Source organism: Roseimicrobium gellanilyticum (assembly GCF_003315205.1).
Classification (GTDB): domain Bacteria; phylum Verrucomicrobiota; class Verrucomicrobiia; order Verrucomicrobiales; family Verrucomicrobiaceae; genus Roseimicrobium; species Roseimicrobium gellanilyticum.
Genome location: NZ_QNRR01000014.1, coordinates 102720 through 128191, shown reverse-complemented (window position 1 = coordinate 128191; position 25472 = coordinate 102720). Strand labels below are relative to the sequence as shown.

Sequence of the window (25472 nt, the reverse complement as noted above, 5' to 3'; positions counted from 1 at the left end):
CGCGCATCCCCACCCACCGCCGTCACGACGCCATGCTCAAGAAGGTCCTCATCACAAACGTCCACACAGGCTCGAAACACGAGGCCTTCGTGGACACGGACACCCATGAGAAAGCCATCATCGGCTCCGGATTGGGCAGCAATGAAACTGCGAACATCGAGGACATCACCGGTGTGGATGAGACGGTCCACCGCCTCACTTTGCCGAAGGAAAACCTGGATGACCGTGTGTTGTTTTTCAACGGTCTCGCCCGATGCCTGGAGCGCAACATCAGCATCATCAAGAGCCTGCAGCTTCAGGCGAACCGGGTGCGCTCGCCAAAGTACCGCGGGGTGATTGCGGAACTGGTCTATGATCTCTCCATCGGGGAGAAGTTCAGCGCCGCCATCGAGAAGCATCCCGATGTCTTCCCGAAGGAATTGCTGAGTCTGATTGTCGCGGGAGAAGAGGCCGGGCAACTTGCAACGGTGTGCCGCCGCATCGGTGGCGCGCAGAAGAAAACGGCGCGCATCCTGAAGAAGCTCAAGGCGGGCATGATCTATCCCGCCATCGTTCTCGCGCTGGGCGTTGGTGTGATTGTTGTGATGAGCTACACGCTCGTGCCGGCGATGCAGAAGCTGTACACTGAGATGAATGTGCCCCTCGCCACGGGAACGAAGATCCTGCTGGCCATCTCAGACACGCTGCTGCATCAACCCTGGACCGTGCTGCTGCCGGTGCTGGGCCTGTATTTCTTCTTCAAGAACTGGGGGAAAATCTCCTCCACCAAGATGGCGCAGTCCTTCTTCCTGAAGTTGCCCGTGGTGGGCAAGCTCATCCGCAAGTCAGCCTCCGCAGTGAGCTTCCGCTGCCTGGCCATGCTGCTGGAGGCGAATGTCCGTCTCTCCTCAGCATTGCAAATCACGGCAGAGGCGACCTGGCACTGGCAGTACCGTGAGTTTTTCGATCGGCTCGCAAGTCACATCAATGTGGGCCGCACCATGCATGAAGCATTCCTTATCGAGTCCCATTGGCTGGGGCCGGATGGTCGCAGCATTTGCGGCTTGATTGAACTTGCCTCTGAAACCGGTGCGGGCACCGAGATGCTCAACGAGATCGCCGACGATTACGAAGACGAGTTGGATACCATGGCGAACCAGATCGACAAGATTCTGGAGCCCCTCACCATCATGCTGTTGGGCTGTTTGGTGGGCTTTCTTGTGTACGCCATCTACGCCCCCATCTTCAGCCTTGGCGACGCCATCCTGCCCAAGAAAGGCTAAACCCGGGTCTAAATCTCGTCCTAGGTAAAAAATTCAGAATTTTTACCAAAAGTACTGGACACCATATAAACCCTAAATATAATTCCCATAGATTCTACGAATGACAGATAAACAATCATTCACGGAACTTTCAGTCGGTCAAAATAACTCAAACATCATCAACAACATCCCATGAAGAAGGTAACCCTGAAGAACACTGCTGCCCAAGGTTTCAGCCTTGTGGAAATGCTCGTCGTCATCGCCGTGATCGGCGTCATCGCTGCCATCGCGATCCCCCAGATCGGCGGCATCAATGCAGGTGCCAACACCGCCAAGAATCAGCGCAATGCCCAGAGCCTTGTGTCCGTCTACGCCGCAGCGACCGCCGCTGGCGCTACCTTTACGGCCCAGACCGAAGAAGGCATCGTCGGTGACCTCACCGGTGCGACTGGCGTGAAGGTGAACGGTGGTGCTTTCGACGGCAAAGTGTTCAGCGTTCCCGGCCTGTCCGACGCTGACAAGAGCGAAGCCAAGAAGTTCATCAAGTTCGACACCACTCTCGCCACTCTCGTCTACGTGAAGGACGGCGACGGCAGCTAGTAGTCAGTCTCCGGGTTCCGTGGATTGACCCTGAATCAATCCGTGGAACCGGGTTCAAGACTTTCGACAGAGCTCCAAGCGCGGACTCGGTGGCTCACCCCCCGGGTCCGCTTTTTTTTCTTCCCAGACCGCCCCCGCAACAACATTGCCATGCATGCCTGCCCCTGCGCCCGCCGTGACCGTGCCTCCGTTTCAGGATTCACGTTCGTCGAGGCGCTCGTGACCATCGCGATCCTCGGCATCATGGCATCCATCCTGATCGGCGCCTTTTCCAGCGTCTCCACGGATGCGAGCAGGACCATCGCCCGCCAGCAGCAAGCGGCCATCCAGAGCGCCCTGAACGCCTGGGTGAATGGCGACAGCAACCGCATGGTGGGCACCTCAACCAAGCCCAAGACGATTGAGGAAATCCGCACGGCCTACAATGCCGCCCTTACCAGCAAGGCACGGCTGGCCCTGATCTCAGGCTACCTGGATGCGGATACTTTCACGCACATCAACGACAGCACGCTCAACTCCGGAAAGATCAAGAGCGACGCCCTGAACATCATCAAAAGCTACATCATGCTGCCGGATTGGACCACCACGGATGGGTATCCCAAGGTGCAGCTCAAAACAGACTGACTTCCCGCCATGCTTTCTACTTCCCATTCGTCGAACCGGAACCTGCGTTCCGGTTTCTCGCTGATCGAGATGCTGGCTGCCGTCGCGATCATTGGCATCATTTCCTTCCTGGCTCTGCCGAACCTCATCAAGGTGCGCACGGACAGCGAGAAGAACATGGCCATCGCGCGTGCAGAAGCGGTGAATATGGCCATGGCCACGCTGGTGCAGACGCGCGGACGCACGCAGGCTTCCTCCGACTGGACCGCGAACAGCACAAATGATCTGCGCTACACCCTGGTGGCGCCCTACCTGTCCTACGCAGAGACCACGCGGACGGCGTACATGCCCAACGGCTATACCATCGAGTTCCCCACGGCGATCGATCCGCTGAGGAAGGTGACGCTCAAGCAGGGCAGCACCGCGATCAATTACTAGCAGGCTCAACCAGCCGAGAGACGATGAGGAAAGCGGAGCCAACCGATATTCGATTCGCGGAAGCGATGTACCGCCCGCGAGGTCTATCCTTGCCTGAGGTGCTCATCGTTCTTGTCATCCTTTCGGTGTTGCTTGCCCTGGCCATTCCGCAGTACCAGGGCGTGTTTGGAAGTTCACAAGCAGTGGTCGCACGCAACCTGCTGGAAACGCTCAATTCCGCGGTGCATCGCTTTGGGCAGGGCAACGGTGAGCTGGTCATCACTCCTTTTGCCGTGACGACCGGTGATGAATATGATGTCCTCCGTCGCCTTCAGTGGAGGAACCCGGACAATCCCAGACCTGGATCGCCCTACATGCGCCCAGACTGGAATCCGGAGGTCTCCAGCAATACCGCGGACTATCGCCTCCGCTGGGAGGGAACGCTCTACGCCCTCGTGCCGCCCGGAACTTCCGGCACAGGGTTCAAAGTGATATTCGATGGCTCGGACATCACGACTCCGTTTATATTTCCGCCGGGGTACAATCCCGGGGGCAAATGATGCTGCCTACTCTGCCACTCATGTCCGCCCCGGCTGCCAACACCCTGCAACTCCAGCTCCATCCCCAGCAGTCAAACAGGGCTGGAACCGGTGTGACGAGTTCTCCCGTGCCGGGAGATGTGGGCGTGCTCACGCTGGAGGGCTCGGCTTTGCAGCACGGGCTCGTGCCAGTCACGTTGCTGCGTGAGAGCTGTCCACCGGAGCCGGAAAGGGTGTTGAGGAAACTGGGCCGCGTGCCCACGACGTCGGATCCGTGGCTGCCAGTGTCGACCGTCGGCCCCTTGCTGGTGATGGCCCACTGCAATCCTCGCGCCTCGGATTTCTGGGGAGTACCGCATGCCCTTGTGGTGCGGGTGCTCATTACCCGGGAACAGTATGCACAAACGCGGGAGGACTTCGTACAGCGCTGCCAGCGCATGCCGATCCCGCAGGCCAACAGCCTCGAGCGTCTGGAGATTCCGCGCTTCAGCGATGGTGAGATGGGTGCGGCCTTCGAATGGCTGTTGCGCCACTATCCATATGATGAAGCGGATCGCATCCGCCTCAGCGGTCTCTATGAGGAGATGCGCAGTAAGAAGGAGAATCCGCTCGTTTCGGACTTCAATGCCATCCAGCGGAATCTGGGTGTGGCCTTGCGCTACCTCGTGGGTGACGGGCGAACCTATGTCTTCAATGCCCAGGAGGCGCCGCGGCAGGACATGTTTCCGCACCATCTGCTGGAGCGGCACAATGTTTTCCCGCTATACACCGGGCGTCAGTGCATCTACCTCCTGAGCGAGTCCCAGGACAACTACGCATTCGAAGACGAATGGCACTCGCTGGGAAATCACACCGCGAGGGTCATCTATGTGCTCGCGGATCCGAGTTCCATCCGTGAGGCGATTGCGCGCGCCGCATCGAGCTTCAATCCCGAAGCGGTCGGTCAGGTGGATACCAAGCTGGCCGTCGCGGATGACGACAACATTGTCGAGATCAGTGCGGAGGACATGGCGCGCATCAATCCGCAGAGCCCGAATCACACGGCGGAAGAGCTCGTCCAGTGGGCGATCTTCACGGCCATCCGCTGCCGTGCGAGCGACCTGCACCTCGAGAAGTTCTACAACATGACGCGTTTCCGGGCGCGCATTGATGGTAGTCTCAAGGTGATCCTCACGGCCTCGGAGGATCTGCTGCCGCGCTTCGTGGCCATGGTGAAGAACTACTCGAGCATGAGCCAGACACGCCAGGAGGCGCAAGATGGCCGGTTCTCCGTCCGCGTGGGGACCCGTCGGCTCGATGTGCGTGTCGCGGCCGTGCCGACCCGTCGTGATTTCCAGAAGGTCATCATGCGTTTCCTGGACAAGCAGGATGGCGTACGGCGTTTGAGCGATTTCAATCTCACCCAGCGGCAGACGGACATTTTCCACCGGGTGATGCGCCGTGACCAGGGGCTGGTGCTGGTCACGGGACCGACCGGTTCAGGGAAAACGACCACGCTCTACGCCCTGCTGAACAGCGTCAATGAGGTGGACGTCAACATCCAGACCATTGAGGACCCCATCGAATACGAGGTGGAGGGGATCAACCAGACCCAGACGAATCCCACGTATGACCTGACCTTCGCCAACGGCCTGCGTGCCCTGCTGCGAGCGGACCCGGACATCATTCTCATTGGGGAATCCCGTGACACGGAAACGGCCCAGGCAGCGGTGAATGCCTCCCTGACGGGACACTTGGTGCTCACGACCTTGCATGCCAACGACTCCATCAGGGCGGTTTCACGTCTCCTGAGTATGGGCGTGGAAAAGTATTTGGTGGCGGATTCGCTCGCTCTCAGTCAGGCCCAGCGCCTGGTTCGCCGGCTCTGCGGCTACTGCAAGCGGCCCACGGCCGCGCCCATGGAATTGCAGGAACATCTTTATCGTCAAGGTGTTATATCAGTGCCTATGACGCAGCCCATCCACGAAAAGGTGGGCTGTAGCGAGTGCCACGGCACCGGCTACAGCGGCCGGGTGGCTCTGATGGAACTGTGCGAAACGACCGATGAACTCCGGGACCTCATTGAACAGGGGGCTCCGCAAAGCGCCATGCGGGCCGCTGCCCTGAAAAACGGCTTCCGGACTTTGTATCAGGAGGGGCTAAATCAGGTGATTTCTGGAAATACAACGATAGAAGAGATTCGCTGTCTTGCCTATACTGCTGTATAGTATTCAGAACTATAATATTCTTCACCCCGCAGTTTTGAGCGCATGAACATCACAAGCCCCCATTTCATCTTGAATGAGGAGAGTCCCATCTCGCCCAGCGGCTCGAAGGGACGTATTCTGCTGGTGGATGACGAGCCCGTTCTCCGTGCGATGGTTGGTACCGTGCTGCTGTCCCAGGGATGGGAAGTGCTGAATGCCAGCAGCGGAGAGGAAGCGGAGCAGCTTCTGAAGTATTGCGTCGGTCGTCATACCCCCGTGGACGTGGTTATCCTGGATTTGATTCTCCCTGGCGGCATTTCTGGAATGGAGGCCGTGCAGGTGCTGCGCCAGATCCAGCCCGGCATTCGCATCGTGGCCAGCAGCAGTTTCTTCGCGAGCGATGACAGCAAGTCGAGCTGCCTGAACCTGGGCTTTGATGACATCCTGCCCAAGCCTTACAGCGCGACGGATTTGACGGCGGTCATGGAGCGCAATGCGCGGCGTTCCTCCTCCAGAAGGGCGGCTTAGCCTGGCATTCTTGAGGCCTCCCTCTGTCTGATCTCGTTCCGGTTCAAGCTGTCCCCCGGCTGCCCATGAAGTCCACGCTGCTCAGCACCCGGCTTTTGTTCAACTCGTTGTTGGGCATGCTGGTCGTGGTGGCGGCGGCGATGGCGGGCGTGGCGTGGCATCAGGTGCAGTCTGCACGTGACTCGCAGCGGTCCCATGTCTTCAGCCTGGTCACTGCAGCCTCTGCGGAGCTTGGCCATATGCTCGTGGAGCAGAATGCGAAGCAATTGCCGAGTGCTCTGCCGTGGCAGATGGAGGAGCGTTTGCGAAACCAGTTGAATGAGTTTGGCGGACCGGATGTGCTCACGAGTTTGGGGGTGCTGGTGGAAGTCGTGCGTGAGATACCGGGTGAGGTGGAACCCAAGCGCCGGTTCACTCGTGTGGGTTTCTTTGATGTGCCCACCTTCAAGCCGTCCATCAGCGGACAGTCTCCAGACGCCAGTGTGCTCGAAGCCATCATCCTCGCGGCTGATGGAGCGCCGTATGCAGTGTCATCACGCTTCGTGAATTCTGGGGCGAAGGGGACAAAAAATGAGGAACTCTCCGAGTGGATCACGGCGGCATCGCCGATCCTTTTGCCAGATGGAACGAGACTTGGCTTCCTGGTGGCGCGCCAGCCGTTGTTCCAGTTCCGCCATCTCCTTGCCGCGCGGAAGACGGTCAGCATGATCACGCTTGCCGTAGGAGCGGGGCTGGTGCCCGGACTGTTGCTGGCCATCGGATTGGGCCGGCGTATCGGCATGCGCGTGCGGCGTCTCGCGGACGGGCTTCATGCGCTGCGCCAGTGCATCTGGACTTATCGACTCCCGCAAAAGGGAACGGACGACATCTCTGAAGCCTCGCGGGTGTACAACGACACCATCGAGCACCTGGCCGCGGAGGAGCAGCGCAAGCAGGCGCTCATCCAGGAGTGCATCAGCGCCAAGAAACTGGCGGAATCGGCCATGGAAACCAAGTCGGACTTCCTGGCAAACATGAGCCACGAGATCCGCACGCCGATGAATGGCATCATCGGCACCACGTCTCTGTTGCTCGACATGAATCTCGGGCCGGAGCAGCGGGAGTTGGTGAAGATGATTCGCACCAGTGGTGAGAGCCTGCTGCACCTCATCAATGACATTCTGGACTTCTCGAAGCTGGAGTCCGCCAAGATGGAGCTGGAGCGTATGCCGGTGAACATGGAAAAACTCTTCCAGGAGTCCATGTCCATCTTTGCCTACAAGGCCGCGGAGAAAGGCATCGAACTGAACTATCATGTCTTCGACACGCTGCCGCGTCATATTTCCAGTGACTTCCAACGTCTGAAGCAGATCCTCGTGAACCTGCTGGGGAATGCGGTGAAGTTTACGGATCGTGGTGAGATCCTGGCGCTGGCGCAGCCGGTGTTGCGCCCTCGTCCGCAGGGGGGTGGTGAACAGATGTATGTGCAGGTTTCCGTGAGAGATACCGGCATCGGTATTCCCGCGAGCAAGGTTTCACGTCTCTTCCAGGCCTTCACCCAGGCGGACCAATCCACGACGAGAAAATATGGCGGCACAGGTCTTGGTCTGGCCATCTCGCGCCGCCTTTGCCGCCTCCTGTCCGGCGAGATCAATGTGGTGAGTGAGGAAGGTCGGGGCTCAAACTTCTATTTTGAGATCCCGCTCGAAGTCGCGCCGGAGGACAACGAAAGCCTCGCGGAAGAGGTGCATTGTCTCGCCTCGGTGAAGGGGCGTTCCGTACTCGTGCTTTCTCCGCACGAGACGACCTCCAGCATCGTGCTTCATCACTGCCGGAACTTTGGCATGGTGGCGGACGCGCGCACACTCACTCCGGGGGCCGCGACGCGTCAGCTCTTCGACGATGCACCATCGGTGGTGGTCATCGATATCCCGTCGTTCTCCGGAGATGAGGCCAGCCGCCTGTCGCTCGAACTGGCAGCGCGAGGGCTTGCCGTAGTGGGAATGGTACCCATCGCGCATGAGCAGGTGAAGAAGATCTTCCATTCCGTGCTGGGGGGCCAGTGTCTCTTCGTGCACAAACCGGCAGGCCGCCGGGATCTGCTGCGTGCCCTGGCACAGCTTTGCATGGAGCCGCGACCGGCGCCGAGAGCCGTGCCCATTGCGCTTCCTCCCGGTTCATTGTCCGGCCCGTTCCGTGACGAAAACGAAGTCGCTCCTGCCGCGCCAGTACCGCTGGTCACTGCTGCTAGCACCGAAGCAACACCGGCACCGCCACCCTCAGCGCCGCGCGCGGCAGCCAAGGAATCCAGTGGTGCGAATGCCACGGCATCCTTTGCCTCGGAACATCCGGCGCGCATCCTTCTGGTGGAAGACCAGCCCATGAACCAAAAGCTGGCGCGCTTGATGCTGGCCCGCCTCGGATACAACGAGGTGGATATTGCGGAGAATGGGCGCGAGGCCATCGAACTGGTGGCGCGCACTCCTTACGATTTGGTTTTCATGGATCTCCAGATGCCCGAGATGGGCGGGGAGGATGCTACTCGTGCAATCCGGAATAATTTCCTGCTGAAGCACCAGCCGATCATCGTAGCGGTGACGGGGCACGCACTGAGTGGCGTGCGAGAGGAGTGCATCAGTGCCGGCATGAATGACTTCGTCACCAAGCCGGTGAGCCTGGACATGCTGCGCGAGGTGATCAGCCGCACCATCCGGCCGGGACAGGATGTGGTGATGCGGGGCTGAGGGAGCGCGTGAGCCTGCGAATCGGTGTCTCGCATGCACATTCCATTTTGCCTCTCGATTTGCAGTGCGTTCAGCGTGTAGTGAATGGGTCTTTATGCAGGCGTTGAGATAATGCTTCTCAGAAGGGAGAAAATTCCAAAATCTCCTTGTCACTCCACGGGCGGTTTCTATAATAAAAACAGCTGACCGCTAAAATCCTTCATTCAGATTTCGGTTCGAAACATGAGTGGGATGGTCGCGGCGAGCCACGAACGGCAACGTACGTGTGATTCAGGTAAAATTGGGTAATGTTGTTGCGGGGGCTGCTCTTCAGGGGGGCAGCCCCCGATTTTTTTGCCTGTTCCTTTGCGTCTTGGGGGCGAACCTCGTTGACCGCACTCCGTGCGTTACCTAGGGTGGCGCATGATTCGCTTCACCTTGTTGGGTTTTCCCGTGACTGTGCATTGGATGTTCTGGGCAATCATGGCGATGCTTGGAGCAAATCTGCTCAATGGACCACGTGGATTCGTCCTGCTGCTGATCTGGGTGGCTGCTGGGTTCATCTCGATTCTGATTCATGAACTGGGGCACACGCTGCTTCAGAGAAAGTTCGGAGCACGCGCGGAGATCGTGCTCTACGCGATGGGTGGCCTGGCGATTCCCAATCGTGGATTCACGCGTGTGCAACATATCCTCATCAGCCTCGGAGGGCCGTTTCTGCAGATTGCGGTGGGTGTTGTTGCCTGGCAGGTGATCGCGCACAGCTCAGGAGACTCGTGGTACATCACTGCGTTCTTTGTGAGCTTCATGACCGTGAGCATTTTCTGGGGACTGCTCAATCTGCTGCCCATCTACCCGCTCGATGGAGGCCAGGTGCTCCGAAGCATTCTGGGGCCGAGGCGTGAGAAGTTTGCCTACCTCGTGGGCATGCTGTGCGCGGGGGCGCTTTGCATCTATGTGATCACGCGTCCCAATCCAAGCGTCTGGAATGCCCTCCTGTGCGGCATGTTTGCCTGGGACAATTTCCAGCGCTGGCAGGGACAGACGCCGCCCTCGGCTCTTGAGCCACGCTGAGCGCCCGGCCCATCGCACACGCGCGTATCTTTGTTCATCCTGTTCTGATCATGACTCCTGAACTCAACGATCTCTTCACGCTGCTCCGCTTCCCAAGTATCTCCACGGAATCTTCGCACAATGCGGACACGCGCGCCTGTGCAGGCTGGCTGGTGCAAAAGCTCACGGCCATGGGCCTGGCCACCACCCTGCATGAGACCCCGCGGCATCCCATCATTGTCGCGAAGAACAAGCATGTGCCCGGCAGGCGAACGGTGTTGTTGTATGGGCACTACGACGTGCAGCCGGATGCTCCGGTGAATGAATGGCGCACGCCACCTTTCGAACCCACGCTGCGGGATGGACGGATCTGGTGCCGTGGCGCCACAGACAACAAGGGCCAGCTCATGGCGCATGTGTGCGGCCTGGAGAAGACCCTGCGTGAGCAAGGTGACCTCCCCGTGAATCTCACCTGCCTCTTCGAAGGTGAGGAGGAAATTGGCAGCCCCAACTTGAAACCCTTCCTGGCGGCAAATCGCGAGCTGCTGAAGTGCGATGTCATCGCGATCTCGGACACCGGCATGGTCGCGCCCGGCGTGGGCACCTTCACCTATGGCCTTCGTGGCATTGCATGTGCGGAAATCATTGCGCGCGGTCCCGCGACGGATCTGCATTCGGGTATCTGGGGTGGCGCAGTGATGAATCCCATCACCGCCATCGCACGGATCATCGCGAGTTTTCATGATGCCTCAGGTCACGTGCAGGTGCCCGGATTCTACGATGCGGTGAAGCCTCTGGCGGACTGGGAACGTGAAGCATGGAAAAACCTCGGTGACAGCGAACCCGAAACGAAGGCCGTGACCGGTGTGCCGGAATTGTTTGGTGAAGCGGGCTTCACGGATCTGGAGCGTCGCTGGGCGCGCCCCACGGCGGAACTGAATGGCATCGGTGGTGGCTGGCAGCAAGAGGGCTCGAAGACGGTGATTGCACGTGAGGCCTTTGCGAAGTTCAGCTTCCGCCTGGTTCCGGATCAGCAGCCGGATGAAATCCTCAAGCAGGTGGAGAAGCATTTGAAGGCCCATACACCTCCGGGCATCCGACTTGAAGTCGAGCTGGGTCACACGGGCATGCCGTACCTCATGGATCCGTTTTCGCCGTTTGGCCAGGCGGCCCAACGTGCTCTGGAGAAAACCTTCGGGGGCAAGCCTGCATTGATTCGTGAAGGAGGAAGCATCCCGATTGTGCAGGCTTTCAAGGATGTACTGGGTGTCGATACCCTGCTGCTGGGGCTTGCCCTGCCTGATTGCCAGGCGCATGCGCCGAACGAGAACTTCCCTGTGGAGAACTTCGAAGCGGGCATCCGCCTCAATGAATACCTCCTTCGGGAACTTGCGCAGTAAGGTGTCGTCTCCTCTCATCCACTGACCACCGCCACGCACGCCGGGTCCATCCTGCGATGCATCTGTGATCCCGACCCGGCCATGGAGGCCGGGTCAGGGTTCCTTTTTCGCAACTTTCCCGGGCAAATGCAGTTTCACCCCCCGTTACCCAAACCAAGACTGAGCACCCCGATGAAAACAAGATTCCTCGCCCTGACCATGGCTGCCGCGTTGAGCTGCGGCTCGCTTCCCTTGCTCGCGCAAGATGCGCCGCCTCCCCCTCCGCCTCCCGGCAGTGGTGGTGGTGAAGGACGTCCTCCCGGCGGCGGTGATCGCGTGGGCGAGTTCATCAAGAGGGCGGACGCCGACAATGATGGCAAGCTCTCCAAGGACGAGTTTGTGGGCTCCACGAAGAAGGAGGCGGAAGATCGCTTCGCCAAGATCGACGCCAATGCGGATGGCTTCATCGAGAAGTCAGAAGCCGAGGACATGGCGCGCCGCGCCCGCGATGTGGCGCAGCAGCGTCCGGAAGGCATGCGCCGTCCTGAAGGTGCCGCTGGTGAGCGTGATGGCGGTGTGCGTCCGCGTCCCGGTGGCGAGCAGGCGGGCAGTCCTCCTGCGGGACCCGACGGCCAGCGCCGTCCTGAGGGTTTCCGTCGTCCCGATGGTGAAGGGGGTCCTCGTCCCGAAGGATTCCGCCGCCCCGACGGTGAAGGCGGTGGCAGCCCCGGCATGCGTCAGGGTGGTGGTGGTGGCATGAACTTCCTCAGCGATCGTCTGCGCCGTATGGACAAGAACGACGACAAGTCGGTCTCCAAGGAAGAATTCCACGCTGCGAGCGAAGAGCAGTTTGCCCAGATGGACGAGAACAAGGATGGAAACATCTCCAATGAGGAAATCGAAGCGATGAGTCGCCGGATGCGTGAGATGATGGGTGGCGGCGGTCGTGGCGGTGAAGGCGGCGGCTTCCGCCGTCCTGGTGGTGAAGGCGGCCGCGATGGCGGTGCCCGTCCGCGCCCTGAAGGTGAAGGCGAGCGTCCTCGTCGTCCCGAGGGTGAGGCCCCTGCTGCACCGGCTCCGCAAAACTAAGGCGCAAGAGGCGGCTGTACGATTCAAGAATTCAAGGCGTGGGGCTCCGGCTCCACGCCTTTTTGTTGTTGGAAGGCTCGCTTCTTAAAGGAGTGCCTGCGCTCCTTTGGAACCTCCGTCCTTACTTCTTCACCATCACCTTGTTCAACCACGTGATCATCTCATTCGCATAGGTTGCGCCTGCGGGCACCGCCTTCCAGCCGCCCATGCCGTGCCCACCGCCGGGAATGGTGATGAGCTCGCAGGTGTTGCCCACCTTCCGGCTGGCGGCCTGGAACAGGGTGGACTGCTCGAAGGGCACCTTGTCGTCTTTGTCACCGTGGATGAGGAGATAGGGTGGCAGGCCAGCCTTGAGGTGGTAGAAGGGTGACCCTTGCTTCAAGGCTGCAAGGGTGGTGTCGTTTACCTCACGAGAGATGCCGAAAAGACCTGCGAGTCCTTCGCCGACGTCCTTGCGTTGTTGTGCCCTGAGGAAGAGATCGTGCGGCGCGTAGAATGGCACCACGGCCGCCACCGCAGTATCCCCTTGAGCGCGTGTCCCAGCCATGGAAACAAGGTGTCCTCCAGCGGATTCACCAATGAGGGCGATGCGGTTCACATCGACCTTGTACTCCGCCGCGTGCGCACGCACCCAGCGGATGGCGGTTTCTACATCGTCAAGGCATGCGGGCCAGCGATGTTGCGGTGCGAGGCGGTAGTTGATGGTGAACCAGGTGTAGCCGGCATCGTTGAGCGGTTTGAAGAGGGGAGTGATGTAGCTGGTCTTGTCGCCCTTCGTAAAGCCACCGCCATGCACCAGAATGGCCGTGGGGAAAGGGCCAGGTCCATCCGGAACATGGACGTCCAACGTGAGACTCACATCGCCGACCTTGGCAAATTCGATATCGGTTTTCAGCTCGGCATGAGCGGAGCAGGTGATAGCCAGAACGAGGAGGGCGGGAAGAAGATGGCGCATGGACATGGCCTTTTCTGAACGAACAGCCGCTTGTGCCTCTTGCGCTCGGTGTGGTGTCCCCAGTCAATGCGTGTGGCGCAGCATGAGCCAACCCACGATGGCGAGAATGGGCAGCAGCAGGGGAAGAGAGAAGCCGTAGATGTATTTCAGGAAGCCGGGAGCCTTCACCCCTGACTTCTCCGCAATCGCCTTCACCATGAAGTTGGGGCCGTTTCCAATGTAACTGCCGGCACCGAAGAACACGGAGCCCAGCGACACGGCGACGATGAACCCGGGATGGGCTTCCAGAAACTGCAGCACATGGGCGGGCTGATTCACATCCAGTTGAAATCGTCCCATGCCTGCCGCGAGGAAAGTGAGGTAGGTGGGTGCGTTGTCGAGGAAGGCGGAGAGAGAGCCGCTGGCGAAGTACACGCTCAAGGGGGTATCCAGTGTGATGCCCTGCCCCGAGCCCAAGAGCTGCAGTGCAGGAATCATGGTGAGGAAGATGCCGATGAAGAGCCAGCCCACCTCTTTCACCGGGTGGAAGTTGAAGTCGTTCGCCTCATGGATGGGCCGGGCTGTGGTGAGGTAGGAGATGATGGCCGCTGCGATCATCAGCAGCGCGCCTGCAGTCAGGTGAAGCGCCTCAGTGCCGACCTTCCACTGCTGAGGAAGGAAGACTCCCAGCAGCACCAGTGCGAGCAGCAGCAGATTATGCAGTCCGCGGAAGGTCCAGGTCTCCTCGGCCGTCGCTTTTGCGGCTACTTGACGGGGCACTTTTCTGAAGTTGCGGACATCGATCACAAAGAAAACCACGAGCAGCAGGCCGATGCACAGCAGCCAAGCCGGCCACACCTGCTGGATGACCCACCAGAAAGGTATGCCACGAAGGAAACCGAGGAAGAGCGGAGGGTCGCCGATGGGCGTGAGGCAGCCGCCGCAATTGCTGACCACAAAGATGAAGAAGACGATGTGGTAGGCAGTGATGCGGAACTTGTTCATCCGGATCCAAGGGCGGATGAGCAACATCGAAGCTCCTGTGGTGCCGATGATATTCGCGATGGTGGCACCGAAGAGAAGGAAGACCACATTCACCAGCGGCGTGGCTTCGCCCTTCACGCCGATATTGATGCCCCCTGAAATGACGAAGAGAGAGCCCACGAGCGCCATGAAGCTGAGGTACTCCGTCATGGAGTGCATTACCGCATGACTGTCACGCAGCACCAGGAGGTAGTAGCAAGCGGTTACCGAGCCCAATCCCACAGCCACCTTCGCATAGTGGCGTTCCCAGAAATGGGCGGCGAGCAGCGGCAGGAGTGCAATGCACAACAGCAACCCTGCGAACGGAAGCACCATCCATGCAGAGGGCAGGACGGACGCGTGGTCAGTGGCCGATGTCGCGGCTGCGGCGAGGCTGGGCAGGGTCATGATAGGTCGCGCCAGTGCCCTGCATGCGCGTCACCTGCCCGTCAAGCGCAAGCATGGACTCGTGGCCTCGGCCTTGTACCGCAGGCCGTTACTCTCCAGCCTGGGCGAGCGCCGTGGCAGAGGATGCCATCTTGCGCTTCCGCGTCTTGGCCGCCTTCTTGCCGGCGATCTTTCGCTTCAGCGTGGGCCAGTATTCCTCGGCAGCGATGTAGCCGATGCAGCGCTTGGTACCGCATTGGCAGGGATGCTCCTCCCAGTGCTCAAGATCGAAGCCGTAGTTGAAGGTGAGCTCCTCGCCGGGCTGGATGTCGCGCAGGGCTACGAACCAGATCTCCTTCTCCTCCCACGTCTGCGCTTCCACGTTGGGATCGCAGGAGTGGTTTGCGAGTCGGGCATCATTCCAGTCCACATCGCCATCGATGTCCCACTCATCATTGAGGATGAACATGTATACCTTGGCTCCGCCGGTATCCTTGGAGGACTCAAGCAAGGCATTGGCGCGGCGGTCGCTTTCGTCCTTGTCGACCTTCTCACCTACGTATTGCACGATCCAGGTGTCCTTCTCGATGAACTTGCGCGCGTAGAGACCTCTCCCATGGATGGGTGAGTTGCGCACGAGATAGAGTGGCTCTTCCTTGGCTCGTGAAGCAGACATCGGGCGCGCATGGTGGCAAGGACCATGCCAGAGTCAATGACAGAAGCGCGATCCTTGCGTGATTCTTCTACGTGATTCGCGCGTCATGAAGTTTTTGATCATGACGATTTCGCCATCAGCGCACCACCACGTCATACACCTGGAGCTTTTTGGAGGCGGGAGCCAGCGCCTCCTTCACGGCCTTCACATGGACTGGATGCTTCTCGTAGGCGGCCAGGGCTTCCTTGCTTTCAAAACGCATGACGAGCCCGAGGTCGAAGCTGTCATCCACGACCGGGCGATCGCTGGGAAGGGGCGCTCCGGCGCTGATGGAGATGATGCCGGGGATCTGCTTCTGGAAGCCCTTCGCCGTGGCGGTGAGTTCGGTGCGCTTGGCTTCATTGCCAGCGTCCTTCAGCCACACCAGCACCACGTGCTCCACCTGGCCGGGAGAAGCCTTCCCTGCCGGGCAGAGGCTGGCGCAGGAGGTGAAGAGGGACGCGCAAATCAGGGCGCACATTCCGGCAAAGAGACTCGCATGGGACTTCATGCTGGCTACCATGGCATGCGCATGAAGGCTTTGTCCATCCTCTTGTTCACCTGTGTAGGAGCAGGCCTGGCGATTTCCGCGGAGCCTTTCGGTGTGGATCCCAGCCCGCCTAAAGTTGCGGAACTCAGCGAGGCCCCAGCACCCAGGCCGCAGGCCTTTGACCGGCTCACCTTTCATGCTGCGCCAAAGCCGCTTTCCAAGGATGCCGTGACCAGTGACTGGCCCTCATTCCTAGGTCCCAAGGATGACGCCATCTCTCCAGAGACGCCGCTGCTGCATGCCTGGCCCGAAGGTGGTCCACCGAAGGTGTGGGAAGTGCGCAAGGGAGAGGGCTATACCTCGCCCGCCATCAGTGGCGAGCATCTTGTGATCTTCCATGCCGTGGAAGGCAAGGAGGTCATCGAATGTCTGCATCCGGAGACGGGCCAGCGGTATTGGGTGCATGAGTATCCCATCAACTACCGGGATCGCTTCGGCTATGCGAATGGCCCGCGCGGGTCACCCTCCATCGCGGATGGCCGCGTGGTGACAGTGGGGGTCACCTGCATGATGACCTGCCTGGACTTGAAGACAGGGCGCGTGGCGTGGCAGCGGGATCTGCGGAAGGAGTTTCTCGTGCCTCAGGACTTCTTTGGGCATGGAGGCTCGGCATTGCTCGTGGACGGCATGGCCATTGTGAATGTGGGTGGCAAGAGTGAGATGGCCCTCGACGATGATGACATGGAAGACCGTGCTCGCAAGCTGGCCACACCGGGCCTCTGCGTGGGGTCTTTTGACCTGAAGACGGGCCGCCTGCTTTGGGGCGTGAAGGACTCGTGGGGAGCGAGCTATGCCACACCGGTTGCTGCCACCATGCACGGGAAGAAGAAGGTCTTTGTCTTCACAGGAGGCGAGAGCAATCCGGCCACCGGTGGTCTGCTGTGCCTGGATGCCAAGGATGGCACGGTGCATGATCGCATCCCCTGGCGGGCGGATGATTACACTTCGGCTACGGCAAGTTCCCCTGTGATCATCCCGGAGAAGAACCGCGTCTTCATTTCCACCGCGTACCCCAAAGGGCGACCGCTGGGCGGGGTGATGCTGGAGTTCGACGAGAACTTCAAAGCGAGGGAAGTGTGGAAGTCTGAACGCCTCGCCACGCACTGGATGAACCCTGTGTATGTGGATGGCTACCTCTATGCCATTGATGGGGAGCTGCAGCAGTCCTCCAAGCTGGTGTGTGTCAATGCAGATACGGGCGAAGAGAAGTGGCGCGAGGATGTGATCTGGGAGGAGACAGCGCTCGCACGACCGGGCCGTGGCGGCAGGCCTGGCAGTGCTCCCGTGCTGGGTATCCAGCGCGCCAGCTTGCTGAAGGTGGATGGGAAGTTTCTCGTGCTCAGTGAACTGGGCTCGCTGCTCTGGATGGATCTCTCACCCTCGGGCGCCAAGGTGGAAGCGCGAGCGCCACTCTTCTTTGCGCCCCATACCTGGTGCCTGCCTGCGGTGAGCAGGGGTCTGCTTTATGTCATGCAGAATGAAGATGAGCAGGCGATGGGGAGCAGCGGCCCGCGCATCCTTTGTTACGACTTGCGGGCGCTGGCGAAGTAGCACTGCGGCTACACCAGCAACCCCTTCACCACCTCGCCGTGTACATCGGTAAGGCGAAAGTCGCGCCCCTGGAAACGGTAGGTGAGTCTCTTGTGATCCATGCCAAAGAGATGCAGGATCGTGGCGTGGAAGTCGTGGATGGAAACAGGGTCGCGCGCGACCTTCCACGCGAAGTCGTCGGACTCCCCATAGACCTGGCCACCCTTGATGCCACCTCCGGCCATCCACAGGCTGAAGGCCCCGGGATGATGATCGCGTCCCGTGACCTTCTTGAAGCCGGGGCGATTCTCACCCAGCGCTGTGCGGCCGAACTCACTGCCCCACACCACGAGCGTGGTATCCAGCAGGCCACGTTGTTTCAGGTCTCTGAGCAGTGCCGCGATGGGCTGGTCCACCATCTGGCAATTGTGCGCGAGTTGCGGATCCAGACTGCTGTGATGATCCCACGAGGCGTGGATGATGTTCACAAAACGGACCCCACGCTCGACCATGCGCCGCGCCTGCAAGCAGTGGCGTGAGAAAGTCTGATACAAACCGATGCCGCCCAGGTTGCTCTTGATGGGGGGCTCGGAGCGATTGATGCCATAGGCCTCCAGCGTGGACTGGGATTCGCCCTTGATGTCCACCAACTCCGGAGCCGCGCTCTGCATGCGGAACGCGAGTTCGTAGCTGTTGATGCGGCTGGCAATCTCCGGATCCCCCACGTAGCGATGGCGCAGGCGATTCAAGTCATTGAGCGCACCGAGACTGGCGGACTGCATCTCCGTGGTGATGCCATCGGGATTGGAAAGATTCAGCACAGGCGAGGCGCCATTGCGGAACATGACACCGCCATAAGGAGAGGGAAGGAAGCCGCTGGACCACGTGGAACTCCCACCGGGCAGGCCGCGACCCTTGCTCACCATCACCACATACGAGGGCAGTTCCTGCGAGGCGTTGCCCAGGCCATACGTCACCCATGAGCCAAGACTGGGACGGCCGAGCAACGGCGCGCCGCAGTTCAGCATGAGCTGGCCGGGCAGATGATTGAACTGCGTGGTGTGCATGGAGCGCACCAGCGCGATGTCATCCGCGCAGGTGGCGATATGCGGGAGCAGATCGGAGATCTCCATGCCGCACTGGCCATGCTTCTTGAACACCCGCTTCGTGCCCATGACGGTGGCCGTCTCCTTCTGCAGGAAGGCAAACTTCTGATCACCCACCAGCGAGTCCGGCAGGGGCTGACCGTCATACTTGTTCAGCAGCGGTTTCGGATCGAAGAGATCCATCTGGCTCGGGCCACCTTCAAGGAAGATGAAGATGCAGCGCTCCGCCTTCGGCGCGAAGTGCGGCTTGCGCGTGGCGAGCGGATTGGATGGGACGGACTCCGAGGCGAGCAAGCCATCCTGCTGGAACAGCGACGCCAGGGCCAGTCCGCCGAGTCCGCACGCGGAGGTCGCGAGGAAATCGCGGCGCGTCTGGGTGAAGTATTCGGCGGGAGACATGGTGCGGTGTCGGCTCAGCTACTCGCGATTGATGAACTCATCCAGATTCATGAGCACACGGGCGAGCGCGATGAGGGTGGCGGTGTCCTGGGCATCTGCTGGAGGTGTAGCGTCCTTGACGATGCCCAGCACAGAGAGCGCCTCCTTGCCGCTGGCGCGAACGCGTTTTGCCTGCTCCGCATGGAACTCGCGGAGCCGTTCCATTTCATCCGCACGCGGTTCACGCATCATGCAGAGGCGGAAGAGATGTTTAAGCCGCGCAGTGGTGTCTCGCTTGCTCTCACGCGTGACACGAAGCGCGAGCGCCTGCGTTGCTTCCACGAAGACGGGATCATTCATCATCGTCAGTGCCTGCAGAGGAGTATTGCTGCGTTCACGGCGTACACAGGCATCGGCGGCATCCGGTGCGTCGAAGGTGGTGAGCATCGGATAGAGAATGCTGCGCATGGTGAGGATGTAGAGGCCACGTCGATAGCGCTCATGCCCCTTGCTCACCTCCCATTTCACCGAGCGCCCCACATCAAAGATGTCACCAGGCAACGGCGGGCGGATGCTCTGCCCTCCGATGCTGCGTGTGAGGAGTCCGCTGGTGGTGAGAGCGGCATCGCGCAGGACCTCGGCTTCCAGTCGCAGACGATTCTGTCGCGCGAGCAGGCGGTTGAGCGGATCGACATCGACCAGGTCTTCACGATGGGCGGATGACTGGCGATAGGTGGCAGAGTTCACAATGAGGCGGATGAGTTCCTTCCGGCTCCAACCGTTGCGTATGAACTCCGTGGCAAGCCAGTCCAGCAGCGCGGGATGAGAGGGGGACTCGCCGCTCACGCCGAAGTCATCCGGAGTGGCTACGATGCCCACGCCGAAGAGCTTGCTCCAGACGTGATTCACTGCCACGCGGCTCGTGAGAGGATGCTCTGGGGACACAAGCCACTGGGCAAAGTCGAGCCGTGTGGCTTCTCCCACCGCGGGTTGTTTCAGTTTCGGCAGTGCGGAAAGGCTGGCTGGCACGACGGTCGGACCACGGCGCGCATAGTCACCTGCCATATGCACGTAGGTCTCGCGGCGTTTCTTATCCACCTCGTTGAGGGTAGGCGTCTTCGTTCCCTCCTCGTCCTTGTCGACCGTGTTGTTGAAGAAGGCGTAGGTACTGTAGTAGTCCCGGATGGTGATGGGATCATACTTGTGCGTGTGGCACTGGGCGCAGCCGAGAGTGAGGCCCATCCAGACACGGCCGGTGGTATTCACGCGGTCCGCGAGGTTCTGGAAGCGCGCCTCTTCCTTGTCCACGCCAGCCTCGGTGTTCAGCGCAGCGTTGCGGTGGAAGCCGGTGCCGGCCCGCTGCGTGGCGGTTGCGTCTGGGAGGAGATCGCCGGCGAGCTGCTCGATGGTGAACTCATCGAAGGGCAAGTCGCGATTGATGGCGTCAATGACCCAGTCGCGGTAGCGCCAGGCGTTCGGGCGCACGGCGTCACCCAGGAAACCATTGCTGTCCGCATAGCGGGCCATGTCCAGCCAATGACGTCCCCAGCGTTCGCCGAAATGGGGTGAGTCCAACAGCCGCTCCACGGTGCGCTCGTAGGCATCGGGTCGCTTGTCGCTGAGAAAGGCTTTCACCTCGGTGGGTGAGGGGGGCAGGCCGGTGAGATCCAGTGAGACGCGGCGGAGCAGGGTGATGGGATCCGCTTCAGGGGAGATGGGCAGATGATGCTTCTCCAGCTCCGCACGGATGAAGAGGTCGATGGCATTGCGTACGCCAGCGACCTGTTTCACTGGCGGCGGCGCAATCCGCGTGATGGGCAGGAAGGACCAGTGCTCCTCATATTTCGCACCTTGCTGGATCCAGGTCTTGAGCAACGAGCGCTCCTTTTCGGTGAGCTGCTTCGGCGAAGACGGCGGCGGCATCACGTCATCCGGGTCATGCGTGATGATGCGGGCCCACACTTCGCTGTGATCCGGATCGCCCGGCTTGATGGCGGCAGGCACGGCCTCCTCACGCACGTCCAGCCGCAGCCCGCCCTCACGCTTGTCCTCGTCCGGCCCATGGCAGGCATAGCACTTCGTGGCGAGGATGGGCCGGATGTCCTTGTTGAAGCCGACAGACTTGCCCTCAGCCCACGCCGTACCACCGCCAGCCGCAGAAGCGGCCAGAGTGAGGAGCGGGAAAGACAGGAAAAACCGCATGCCGAGGGAATAGGGAGAACGCACCCAGAGGGTGTGATTCTTCTCGCGAGTTTGCGGACGATTCTCGCGTGGACCTCCCTCACGCCAGCACCTCGTGAATCACATGCCCCTCCACATTGGTGAGGCGGCGCTGGATGCCGTTGTGCTCGAAGGTGAGCTTTTCGTGATCAAGGCCCAGAAGGTGCAGGATGGTGGCATTGAAGTCGTAGAGGGGATGCACATCCTTCACGGCTCTCTGCCCCAGCGGATCGGTTTCGCCGTGGCTCACGCCTGGCCTCACGCCGGCGCCGGTGAGCCAGCAGGTGAAGCCATCCGGATTGTGGTCCCGGCCTTTGGCTCCTTTTTGGAAAAAAGGCATCCGGCCAAACTCCGTGCACCACACCACCAGCGTATCCTGCAGCAGACCGCGCTGGCGCAGGTCACGGATGAGAGCAGCGGCAGGTTGGTCCATGATGGGCGCGTGGATGTCGTACTGCTCCTTGAGCGCGTTGTGCCCGTCCCAGTTCAATTTCCCGCCGCTGGCGTAGGCACCGTTGAAGAGCTGCACAAACCGCACGCCTCGCTCGATGAGGCGACGGGCGAGGATGCAGTTCCGCGCGAAGGCGGCCTTGTCCGGATTCGCCACATCATCCGCACCGTAGAGCTTCAGAATGTGTGCAGGCTCGGAGCTGAGGTCATTGATTTCAGGAACGCTGAGCTGCATGCGGGCGGCGAGTTCGTAGCTGGCGATGCGGGCGGCGAGTTTGCCATCGCCCGGGTGCTGGGCGAGATGGCGGGCATTCATGCGCTGCAGGGCGGTGCGAGCGGCCCGATCCTGCGCGCTCGATATCCCGGGAGCGACGAGATGGCGCACAGGTTCCTTCGAACTCATGGTCGTGCCTTGGAAAGCGGCGGGCAGGAAGCCGGGACCCCAGTTATTGGAGCCATTCTGCGGCACGCCGCGTGGATCCGGGATGGCCACATAGGCGGGCAGCTCCTGGCTTTCGCTACCCAAGGCATACGTGGTCCAAGCGCCGAGACTGGGGAAGCCGTCCAGCACGAAACCGGTGGAGAGGAAGTTCTCGGCAGGACCGTGGGTGTTGGACTTGCTCGTCAGTGAATGGACAAACGCGAGATCGTCCGTGAGCTCCGCGAGGTACGGGATCATGTCGCTCACCCATTTCCCGGTCAGACCACGCTGGCGGAAGGCGTACTGCGGGCGCGCGAGATTGCCGGCGGGGCCCTGGAAGGTCACGGCGGGTCCCCCAGGCAGGGGCTTGTCATCCCACTGGATGAGCTCGGGCTTGTAGTCCCACGTTTCGAGCTGGCTCACGGCGCCTGCGCAGAAGATGACCACGACGTTCTTCGCCTTGGCAGGAAAGTGCGTGCGACGTGGCGCATAGGGCCTGGCAGGATCGATGGTGATTCCCGGCGTTGAAGCGGCAAGCAGGCCATCGAGGCCCAGCAAATTGGTAAGTGCGATGGAGCCAAGTGCACTGGCGCTGCTGGTGAGGAAACGCCGTCGATCGAGCAGCGTGCGGCCCGCAGGAGAGAGGTGCTCAGCCTTGTCCGTGTGGTGTATCATGGTGCGAAGAGAAACTCGTTGCTGTTGAAAATGGCCCGGCACAAGGCTGGGAGACCATGCTCACGGATGAGGGGCGTGAAGTCGCTGAGCTCTTCTGGAGAAGGCTCTCGTCCCAGGGCAAGACGCCAGGCGTGGCGCATTTGCGCGGTTGCATCCTCGCCCGCTTCTTGCTTCACGCGCAGGGCGAAGGCCTCGGATTGCTCCAGCGTGAAGCGGCTGTTGAAGAGATTGAGCGCCTGGATGGGCGTGATGGACTCACGTCGACGTGCCGTGCTCTGTCCAGCATCCGGGCAATCAAAGGCGCCAAAGGTTGCCTCACGTTCGCGGCGAACCTTGTGCGCATAGATCATACGTCGCAGGCCATCGCCGGTGAAGGACTCAACGGGTATGAAACCGCTCAATCCGCCGCGCTTGTCGAAAAGGTCAAAACCGCGACCGCGCATTTTCAAGTTCAACTTGCCTGCCACATCCAGCATGGAATCTCGAATGACCTCCGCTTCGAGCCGTCGCGTGGGGAAGCGCCAGAGCAGGCGCACATCCGCATCGATCGCAGACGCAGTGGCATTCTCACGTGCTGCCTGACGGTAGGCCGCGGAGAGCATGATGCGTTTGTGCATCTGCTTCACGGACCAGCCGGAGCGAATGAATTCCTGCGCGAGCCAGTCGAGCAGCTCCGGATGCGAGGGCGCCATGCCACTGCGGCCGAAGTCACTTGCCGTCTCCACCAGTCCGATACCGAAGTGTCCCTGCCAGATGCGATTGACCATGACTCGCGCTGTGAAGGGATTCTCCGGCCGCACGATCCATTCAGCGAGCGCCTGGCGGCGCTCCTGCTCTGGGGTCTCGTTGGGAATCTTCAACGTGCCGAGAGCGACTGGCACGGCGGGTGTGACCAGTTCCTTCGGCTGCTCGGGATCACCACGGCTCAAGAGGTGAATCTCATCCGGCGTGCGGAACTTTCCGGCGAAGGCCTTGCCACCTTCCTCAGCACTCTTGATCGCGGCTTCCAAGGGACGACGCTCGCCCATGAGTTTGCGAGCCTCGGCAGCCTCTTCTTTGCTGAGCCCCTTCGTGGAGAAGGCAACGGGCTTTTTGTCATCGATGCTGGGCTTCTGGCGATCACCATCATCCGCGATGATGCCCCACTGCCCCTCATGCTGCTCGATCTCGATCCGGTATGCGGTAGCGAGGCGATCCTTGAATCTGCCCGTTCGATCACGCCCCCACTTCACCCGGTCAATTTCATGCGGCTCCGCGAACTCCACCAGCAGCCAGCCCTTGCCTGTTTCGTTGGACATCCAGCTGCGCGAGTTGCCATAGACACCGTCGTTCAGGAAGCGGAGCTCATGACGATCTGCGACCACGGTGTCTCCTGAGGATGTGATGGTGGCACCTGCCGTCGCCAGAGCGATGTTGTTGCCGGTGACGTTGAAGACTTCCAGTTCATCGATGCAAGGTTCGAGATTGTTGGTCGCTTCAATGGTGAAGCGCAGGCGCTTCGTTTTCACGCGCGCAAAGCGGTCCACGTTTTCCTTGGGCGAAATGGGGGCACGAGAGGCGCCGGTTTTGGCCAGCGGGATGAAGTCTGCCAGGCGTTTGTCGATGGCTGCCAGCTGAGTCTTCTTCCGGGTGGCTTCCTGCCGGGCTCCCTTTGCCTCAGGGGTGTGCAGGTCGCGGTCTCCGTACTCGACGCCGGCGATGAAGGCCTGCATGGCGTAGTAGTCATGGTGTGAGATGGGATCGAACTTGTGATCGTGACAACGCGCGCAACCCACGCTCAGACCGAGAAAGGTCTGGCCGATGTTCATCACAATCTCATCCAGTGAATCTTGCCGCGCCAGTCGCTTCGAAGGCTCGTCCTTTCCGATTTGCCCTGGAAGAAGAACGGACGCCGTGACGAGGAATCCCGTGGCCGCATCCTTGCCCGTGGCATCTCCCACGATCTGCTCGCGGATGAACTGGTCATACGGCGTATCCGCATTGAACGCATCAATGACGTAGTCCCGATAGGGCCAGGCATTGGGCCTTTCCGTGTTTACCTCGAAGCCATGCGTATCCGCGTAGCGCACCACATCCAGCCAGTGTTGCGCCCAGCGTTCGCCGTAGCGTGGTGACTCCAGGAGAACATTGATGACCTTCGCATGCGCGTCCGGGCTGGTATCCTTCACAAAGGCGTCCACCTGTGCCGGTGTGGGTGGCAGACCGATGAGGTCAAAGGTGGCACGCCGAATCCAGGCCACGCGATCGGCCTCAGGCGCCATGGTAAGACCATGTTCCTTCAGCTTTGCAGTGATGAAGGTATCGACGGAGTGTTCGCCAGCGGGCACAGCGATTGGCTTGAAACTCCAGTGATTTGTCTTGTCCTGCACCTTCACCAGATCCACACCGTCCGGCCAGAGCGCGCCTTCATCGATCCAACGCGTGATGGTATCGATGTCAGCAGCAGAGAGAGGCCCGCCCTTCGGTGGCATGAGTTCATCCTCATCTTTGGTGATGAGGAAGTGAATCAGCGGACTGTCTTTGGCCTTGCCGGGAATGATGTCAGGACCGTGGTTGTCGCCGCCCTTGAGGGCCGCAGCTTTCACATCAAGTCGCAGACCAGATTTCCGTTTGGCTTCTCCGTGGCAGTCGTAGCAGTGCCTTTCAAAGATGGGCCGCACCTCCCGCACAAAGTCCACTGGCGCGGCCCGAGCCTCATGCGGGAGCATGCTGAGGGAAACAACCGCGCTGGAGATGGCAAACAAAACTCTGGGCAACATGGTCGGAT

20 protein-coding genes are annotated in these 25472 nt (G+C 60.5%); 12 read left to right on the top strand and 8 right to left on the bottom strand.

The genetic code is table 11. The features are described 5' to 3' along the window. Positions 1 to 32: 32 nt before the first annotated feature. The 11 genes from DES53_RS27790 to DES53_RS27740 all read left to right on the top strand — a co-directional run bounded on the left by DES53_RS27790 (position 33) and on the right by DES53_RS27740 (position 12337). Entirely contained in the window at positions 33 to 1262 is a 1230-nt protein-coding gene (locus tag DES53_RS27790; RefSeq protein WP_113961607.1) for a type II secretion system F family protein, read from the top strand. Positions 1263 to 1433: 171 nt separating this feature from the next. Next, the gene (locus tag DES53_RS27785; protein WP_113961606.1) at positions 1434 to 1841 is read left to right on the top strand and encodes a type II secretion system protein; all 408 of its coding nucleotides are present in this window, start codon (positions 1434 to 1436) and stop codon (positions 1839 to 1841) included. 150 nt (positions 1842 to 1991) lie between these two features. Next, positions 1992 to 2465, top strand: a complete 474-nt coding sequence (locus DES53_RS27780; protein WP_113961605.1) for a type II secretion system protein — start codon at positions 1992 to 1994, stop codon at positions 2463 to 2465. A 9-nt stretch (positions 2466 to 2474) separates the two neighbouring features. After that, a complete protein-coding gene (locus tag DES53_RS27775; protein ID WP_113961604.1) occupies positions 2475 to 2882 on the top strand; it encodes a type II secretion system protein in 408 nt (135 codons plus the stop codon). Between the two features lie 23 nt (positions 2883 to 2905). Beyond that, positions 2906 to 3421, top strand: coding sequence for a type II secretion system protein (locus DES53_RS27770; protein WP_113961603.1), 516 nt, complete (start codon positions 2906 to 2908; stop codon positions 3419 to 3421). A gap of 20 nt (positions 3422 to 3441) precedes the next feature. After that, positions 3442 to 5607, top strand: a complete 2166-nt coding sequence (locus DES53_RS27765; protein ID WP_170157471.1) for a GspE/PulE family protein — start codon at positions 3442 to 3444, stop codon at positions 5605 to 5607. Between the two features lie 42 nt (positions 5608 to 5649). Continuing rightward, complete coding sequence (locus DES53_RS27760; RefSeq protein WP_113961601.1) at positions 5650 to 6114, top strand: response regulator; 465 nt, start codon at positions 5650 to 5652, stop codon at positions 6112 to 6114. Positions 6115 to 6179: 65 nt separating this feature from the next. Continuing rightward, positions 6180 to 8837 (top strand): response regulator, encoded by a 2658-nt coding sequence (locus DES53_RS27755; RefSeq protein WP_113961600.1) that lies wholly within the window; start codon positions 6180 to 6182, stop codon positions 8835 to 8837. A gap of 402 nt (positions 8838 to 9239) precedes the next feature. Continuing rightward, on the top strand, positions 9240 to 9890 hold the full coding sequence (locus tag DES53_RS27750; RefSeq protein ID WP_113961599.1) for a metalloprotease: 651 nt from the start codon (positions 9240 to 9242) through the stop codon (positions 9888 to 9890). A gap of 50 nt (positions 9891 to 9940) precedes the next feature. Next, on the top strand, positions 9941 to 11269 hold the full coding sequence (locus DES53_RS27745) for a dipeptidase (RefSeq protein WP_113961598.1): 1329 nt from the start codon (positions 9941 to 9943) through the stop codon (positions 11267 to 11269). 171 nt (positions 11270 to 11440) lie between these two features. Beyond that, positions 11441 to 12337, top strand: a complete 897-nt coding sequence (locus tag DES53_RS27740; protein WP_170157470.1) for an EF-hand domain-containing protein — start codon at positions 11441 to 11443, stop codon at positions 12335 to 12337. A 121-nt stretch (positions 12338 to 12458) separates the two neighbouring features. Here DES53_RS27740 and DES53_RS27735 read toward each other — a convergent pair whose 3' ends face one another. The 4 genes from DES53_RS27735 to DES53_RS32625 all read right to left on the bottom strand — a co-directional run bounded on the left by DES53_RS27735 (position 12459) and on the right by DES53_RS32625 (position 15886). Further along, positions 12459 to 13292, bottom strand: a complete 834-nt coding sequence (locus DES53_RS27735) for an alpha/beta hydrolase (protein ID WP_170157469.1) — start codon at positions 13290 to 13292, stop codon at positions 12459 to 12461. Positions 13293 to 13355: 63 nt separating this feature from the next. Further along, entirely contained in the window at positions 13356 to 14702 is a 1347-nt protein-coding gene (locus DES53_RS27730; RefSeq protein WP_113961595.1) for a sodium:proton antiporter, read from the bottom strand. A gap of 88 nt (positions 14703 to 14790) precedes the next feature. Then, entirely contained in the window at positions 14791 to 15357 is a 567-nt protein-coding gene (locus DES53_RS27725; RefSeq protein WP_113961594.1) for an SET domain-containing protein, read from the bottom strand. Positions 15358 to 15472: 115 nt separating this feature from the next. Next, positions 15473 to 15886, bottom strand: coding sequence for a Dabb family protein (locus DES53_RS32625; RefSeq protein ID WP_170157468.1), 414 nt, complete (start codon positions 15884 to 15886; stop codon positions 15473 to 15475). Between DES53_RS32625 and DES53_RS27720 the strand changes: the two genes are divergently transcribed. Further along, a complete protein-coding gene (locus DES53_RS27720; protein WP_147263660.1) occupies positions 15875 to 17476 on the top strand; it encodes an outer membrane protein assembly factor BamB family protein in 1602 nt (533 codons plus the stop codon). The two genes, DES53_RS32625 and DES53_RS27720, sit on opposite strands and share 12 nt — an antisense overlap. Before the next feature lie 8 nt (positions 17477 to 17484). Here the strand turns inward: DES53_RS27720 and DES53_RS27715 are convergent, their stop codons facing one another. From DES53_RS27715 to DES53_RS27700, 4 genes are all read right to left on the bottom strand, one after another. Next, the gene (locus DES53_RS27715) at positions 17485 to 18960 is read right to left on the bottom strand and encodes a DUF1501 domain-containing protein (RefSeq protein ID WP_113961592.1); all 1476 of its coding nucleotides are present in this window, start codon (positions 18958 to 18960) and stop codon (positions 17485 to 17487) included. Positions 18961 to 18978: 18 nt separating this feature from the next. Beyond that, positions 18979 to 21141: a PSD1 and planctomycete cytochrome C domain-containing protein gene (locus tag DES53_RS27710; protein WP_113961591.1), complete on the bottom strand. Its 2163-nt coding sequence runs from the start codon at positions 21139 to 21141 to the stop codon at positions 18979 to 18981. A gap of 79 nt (positions 21142 to 21220) precedes the next feature. Further along, positions 21221 to 22705 (bottom strand): DUF1501 domain-containing protein, encoded by a 1485-nt coding sequence (locus tag DES53_RS27705; protein ID WP_113961590.1) that lies wholly within the window; start codon positions 22703 to 22705, stop codon positions 21221 to 21223. Then, the gene (locus tag DES53_RS27700) at positions 22702 to 25464 is read right to left on the bottom strand and encodes a PSD1 and planctomycete cytochrome C domain-containing protein (protein ID WP_113961589.1); all 2763 of its coding nucleotides are present in this window, start codon (positions 25462 to 25464) and stop codon (positions 22702 to 22704) included. The genes DES53_RS27705 and DES53_RS27700 overlap by 4 nt, the downstream gene beginning before the upstream one ends. Positions 25465 to 25472: the final 8 nt, after the last annotated feature.

Bases quoted from the DNA above. Each gene is read 5' to 3' on its own strand.
- DES53_RS27790 (WP_113961607.1), top strand. From the start codon at position 33: ATGCTCAAGAAGGTCCTCATCACAAACGTCCACACAGGCTCGAAACAC.
- DES53_RS27785 (WP_113961606.1), top strand. From the start codon at position 1,434: ATGAAGAAGGTAACCCTGAAGAACACTGCTGCCCAAGGTTTCAGCCTT.
- DES53_RS27780 (WP_113961605.1), top strand. From the start codon at position 1,992: ATGCATGCCTGCCCCTGCGCCCGCCGTGACCGTGCCTCCGTTTCAGGA.
- DES53_RS27775 (WP_113961604.1), top strand. From the start codon at position 2,475: ATGCTTTCTACTTCCCATTCGTCGAACCGGAACCTGCGTTCCGGTTTC.
- DES53_RS27770 (WP_113961603.1), top strand. From the start codon at position 2,906: ATGAGGAAAGCGGAGCCAACCGATATTCGATTCGCGGAAGCGATGTAC.
- DES53_RS27765 (WP_170157471.1), top strand. From the start codon at position 3,442: ATGTCCGCCCCGGCTGCCAACACCCTGCAACTCCAGCTCCATCCCCAG.
- DES53_RS27760 (WP_113961601.1), top strand. From the start codon at position 5,650: ATGAACATCACAAGCCCCCATTTCATCTTGAATGAGGAGAGTCCCATC.
- DES53_RS27755 (WP_113961600.1), top strand. From the start codon at position 6,180: ATGAAGTCCACGCTGCTCAGCACCCGGCTTTTGTTCAACTCGTTGTTG.
- DES53_RS27750 (WP_113961599.1), top strand. From the start codon at position 9,240: ATGATTCGCTTCACCTTGTTGGGTTTTCCCGTGACTGTGCATTGGATG.
- DES53_RS27745 (WP_113961598.1), top strand. From the start codon at position 9,941: ATGACTCCTGAACTCAACGATCTCTTCACGCTGCTCCGCTTCCCAAGT.
- DES53_RS27740 (WP_170157470.1), top strand. From the start codon at position 11,441: ATGAAAACAAGATTCCTCGCCCTGACCATGGCTGCCGCGTTGAGCTGC.
- DES53_RS27735 (WP_170157469.1), bottom strand. From the start codon at position 13,292: ATGCGCCATCTTCTTCCCGCCCTCCTCGTTCTGGCTATCACCTGCTCC.
- DES53_RS27730 (WP_113961595.1), bottom strand. From the start codon at position 14,702: ATGACCCTGCCCAGCCTCGCCGCAGCCGCGACATCGGCCACTGACCAC.
- DES53_RS27725 (WP_113961594.1), bottom strand. From the start codon at position 15,357: ATGTCTGCTTCACGAGCCAAGGAAGAGCCACTCTATCTCGTGCGCAAC.
- DES53_RS27720 (WP_147263660.1), top strand. From the start codon at position 15,875: ATGGGACTTCATGCTGGCTACCATGGCATGCGCATGAAGGCTTTGTCC.
- DES53_RS32625 (WP_170157468.1), bottom strand. From the start codon at position 15,886: ATGAAGTCCCATGCGAGTCTCTTTGCCGGAATGTGCGCCCTGATTTGC.
- DES53_RS27715 (WP_113961592.1), bottom strand. From the start codon at position 18,960: ATGTCTCCCGCCGAATACTTCACCCAGACGCGCCGCGATTTCCTCGCG.
- DES53_RS27710 (WP_113961591.1), bottom strand. From the start codon at position 21,141: ATGCGGTTTTTCCTGTCTTTCCCGCTCCTCACTCTGGCCGCTTCTGCG.
- DES53_RS27705 (WP_113961590.1), bottom strand. From the start codon at position 22,705: ATGATACACCACACGGACAAGGCTGAGCACCTCTCTCCTGCGGGCCGC.
- DES53_RS27700 (WP_113961589.1), bottom strand. From the start codon at position 25,464: ATGTTGCCCAGAGTTTTGTTTGCCATCTCCAGCGCGGTTGTTTCCCTC.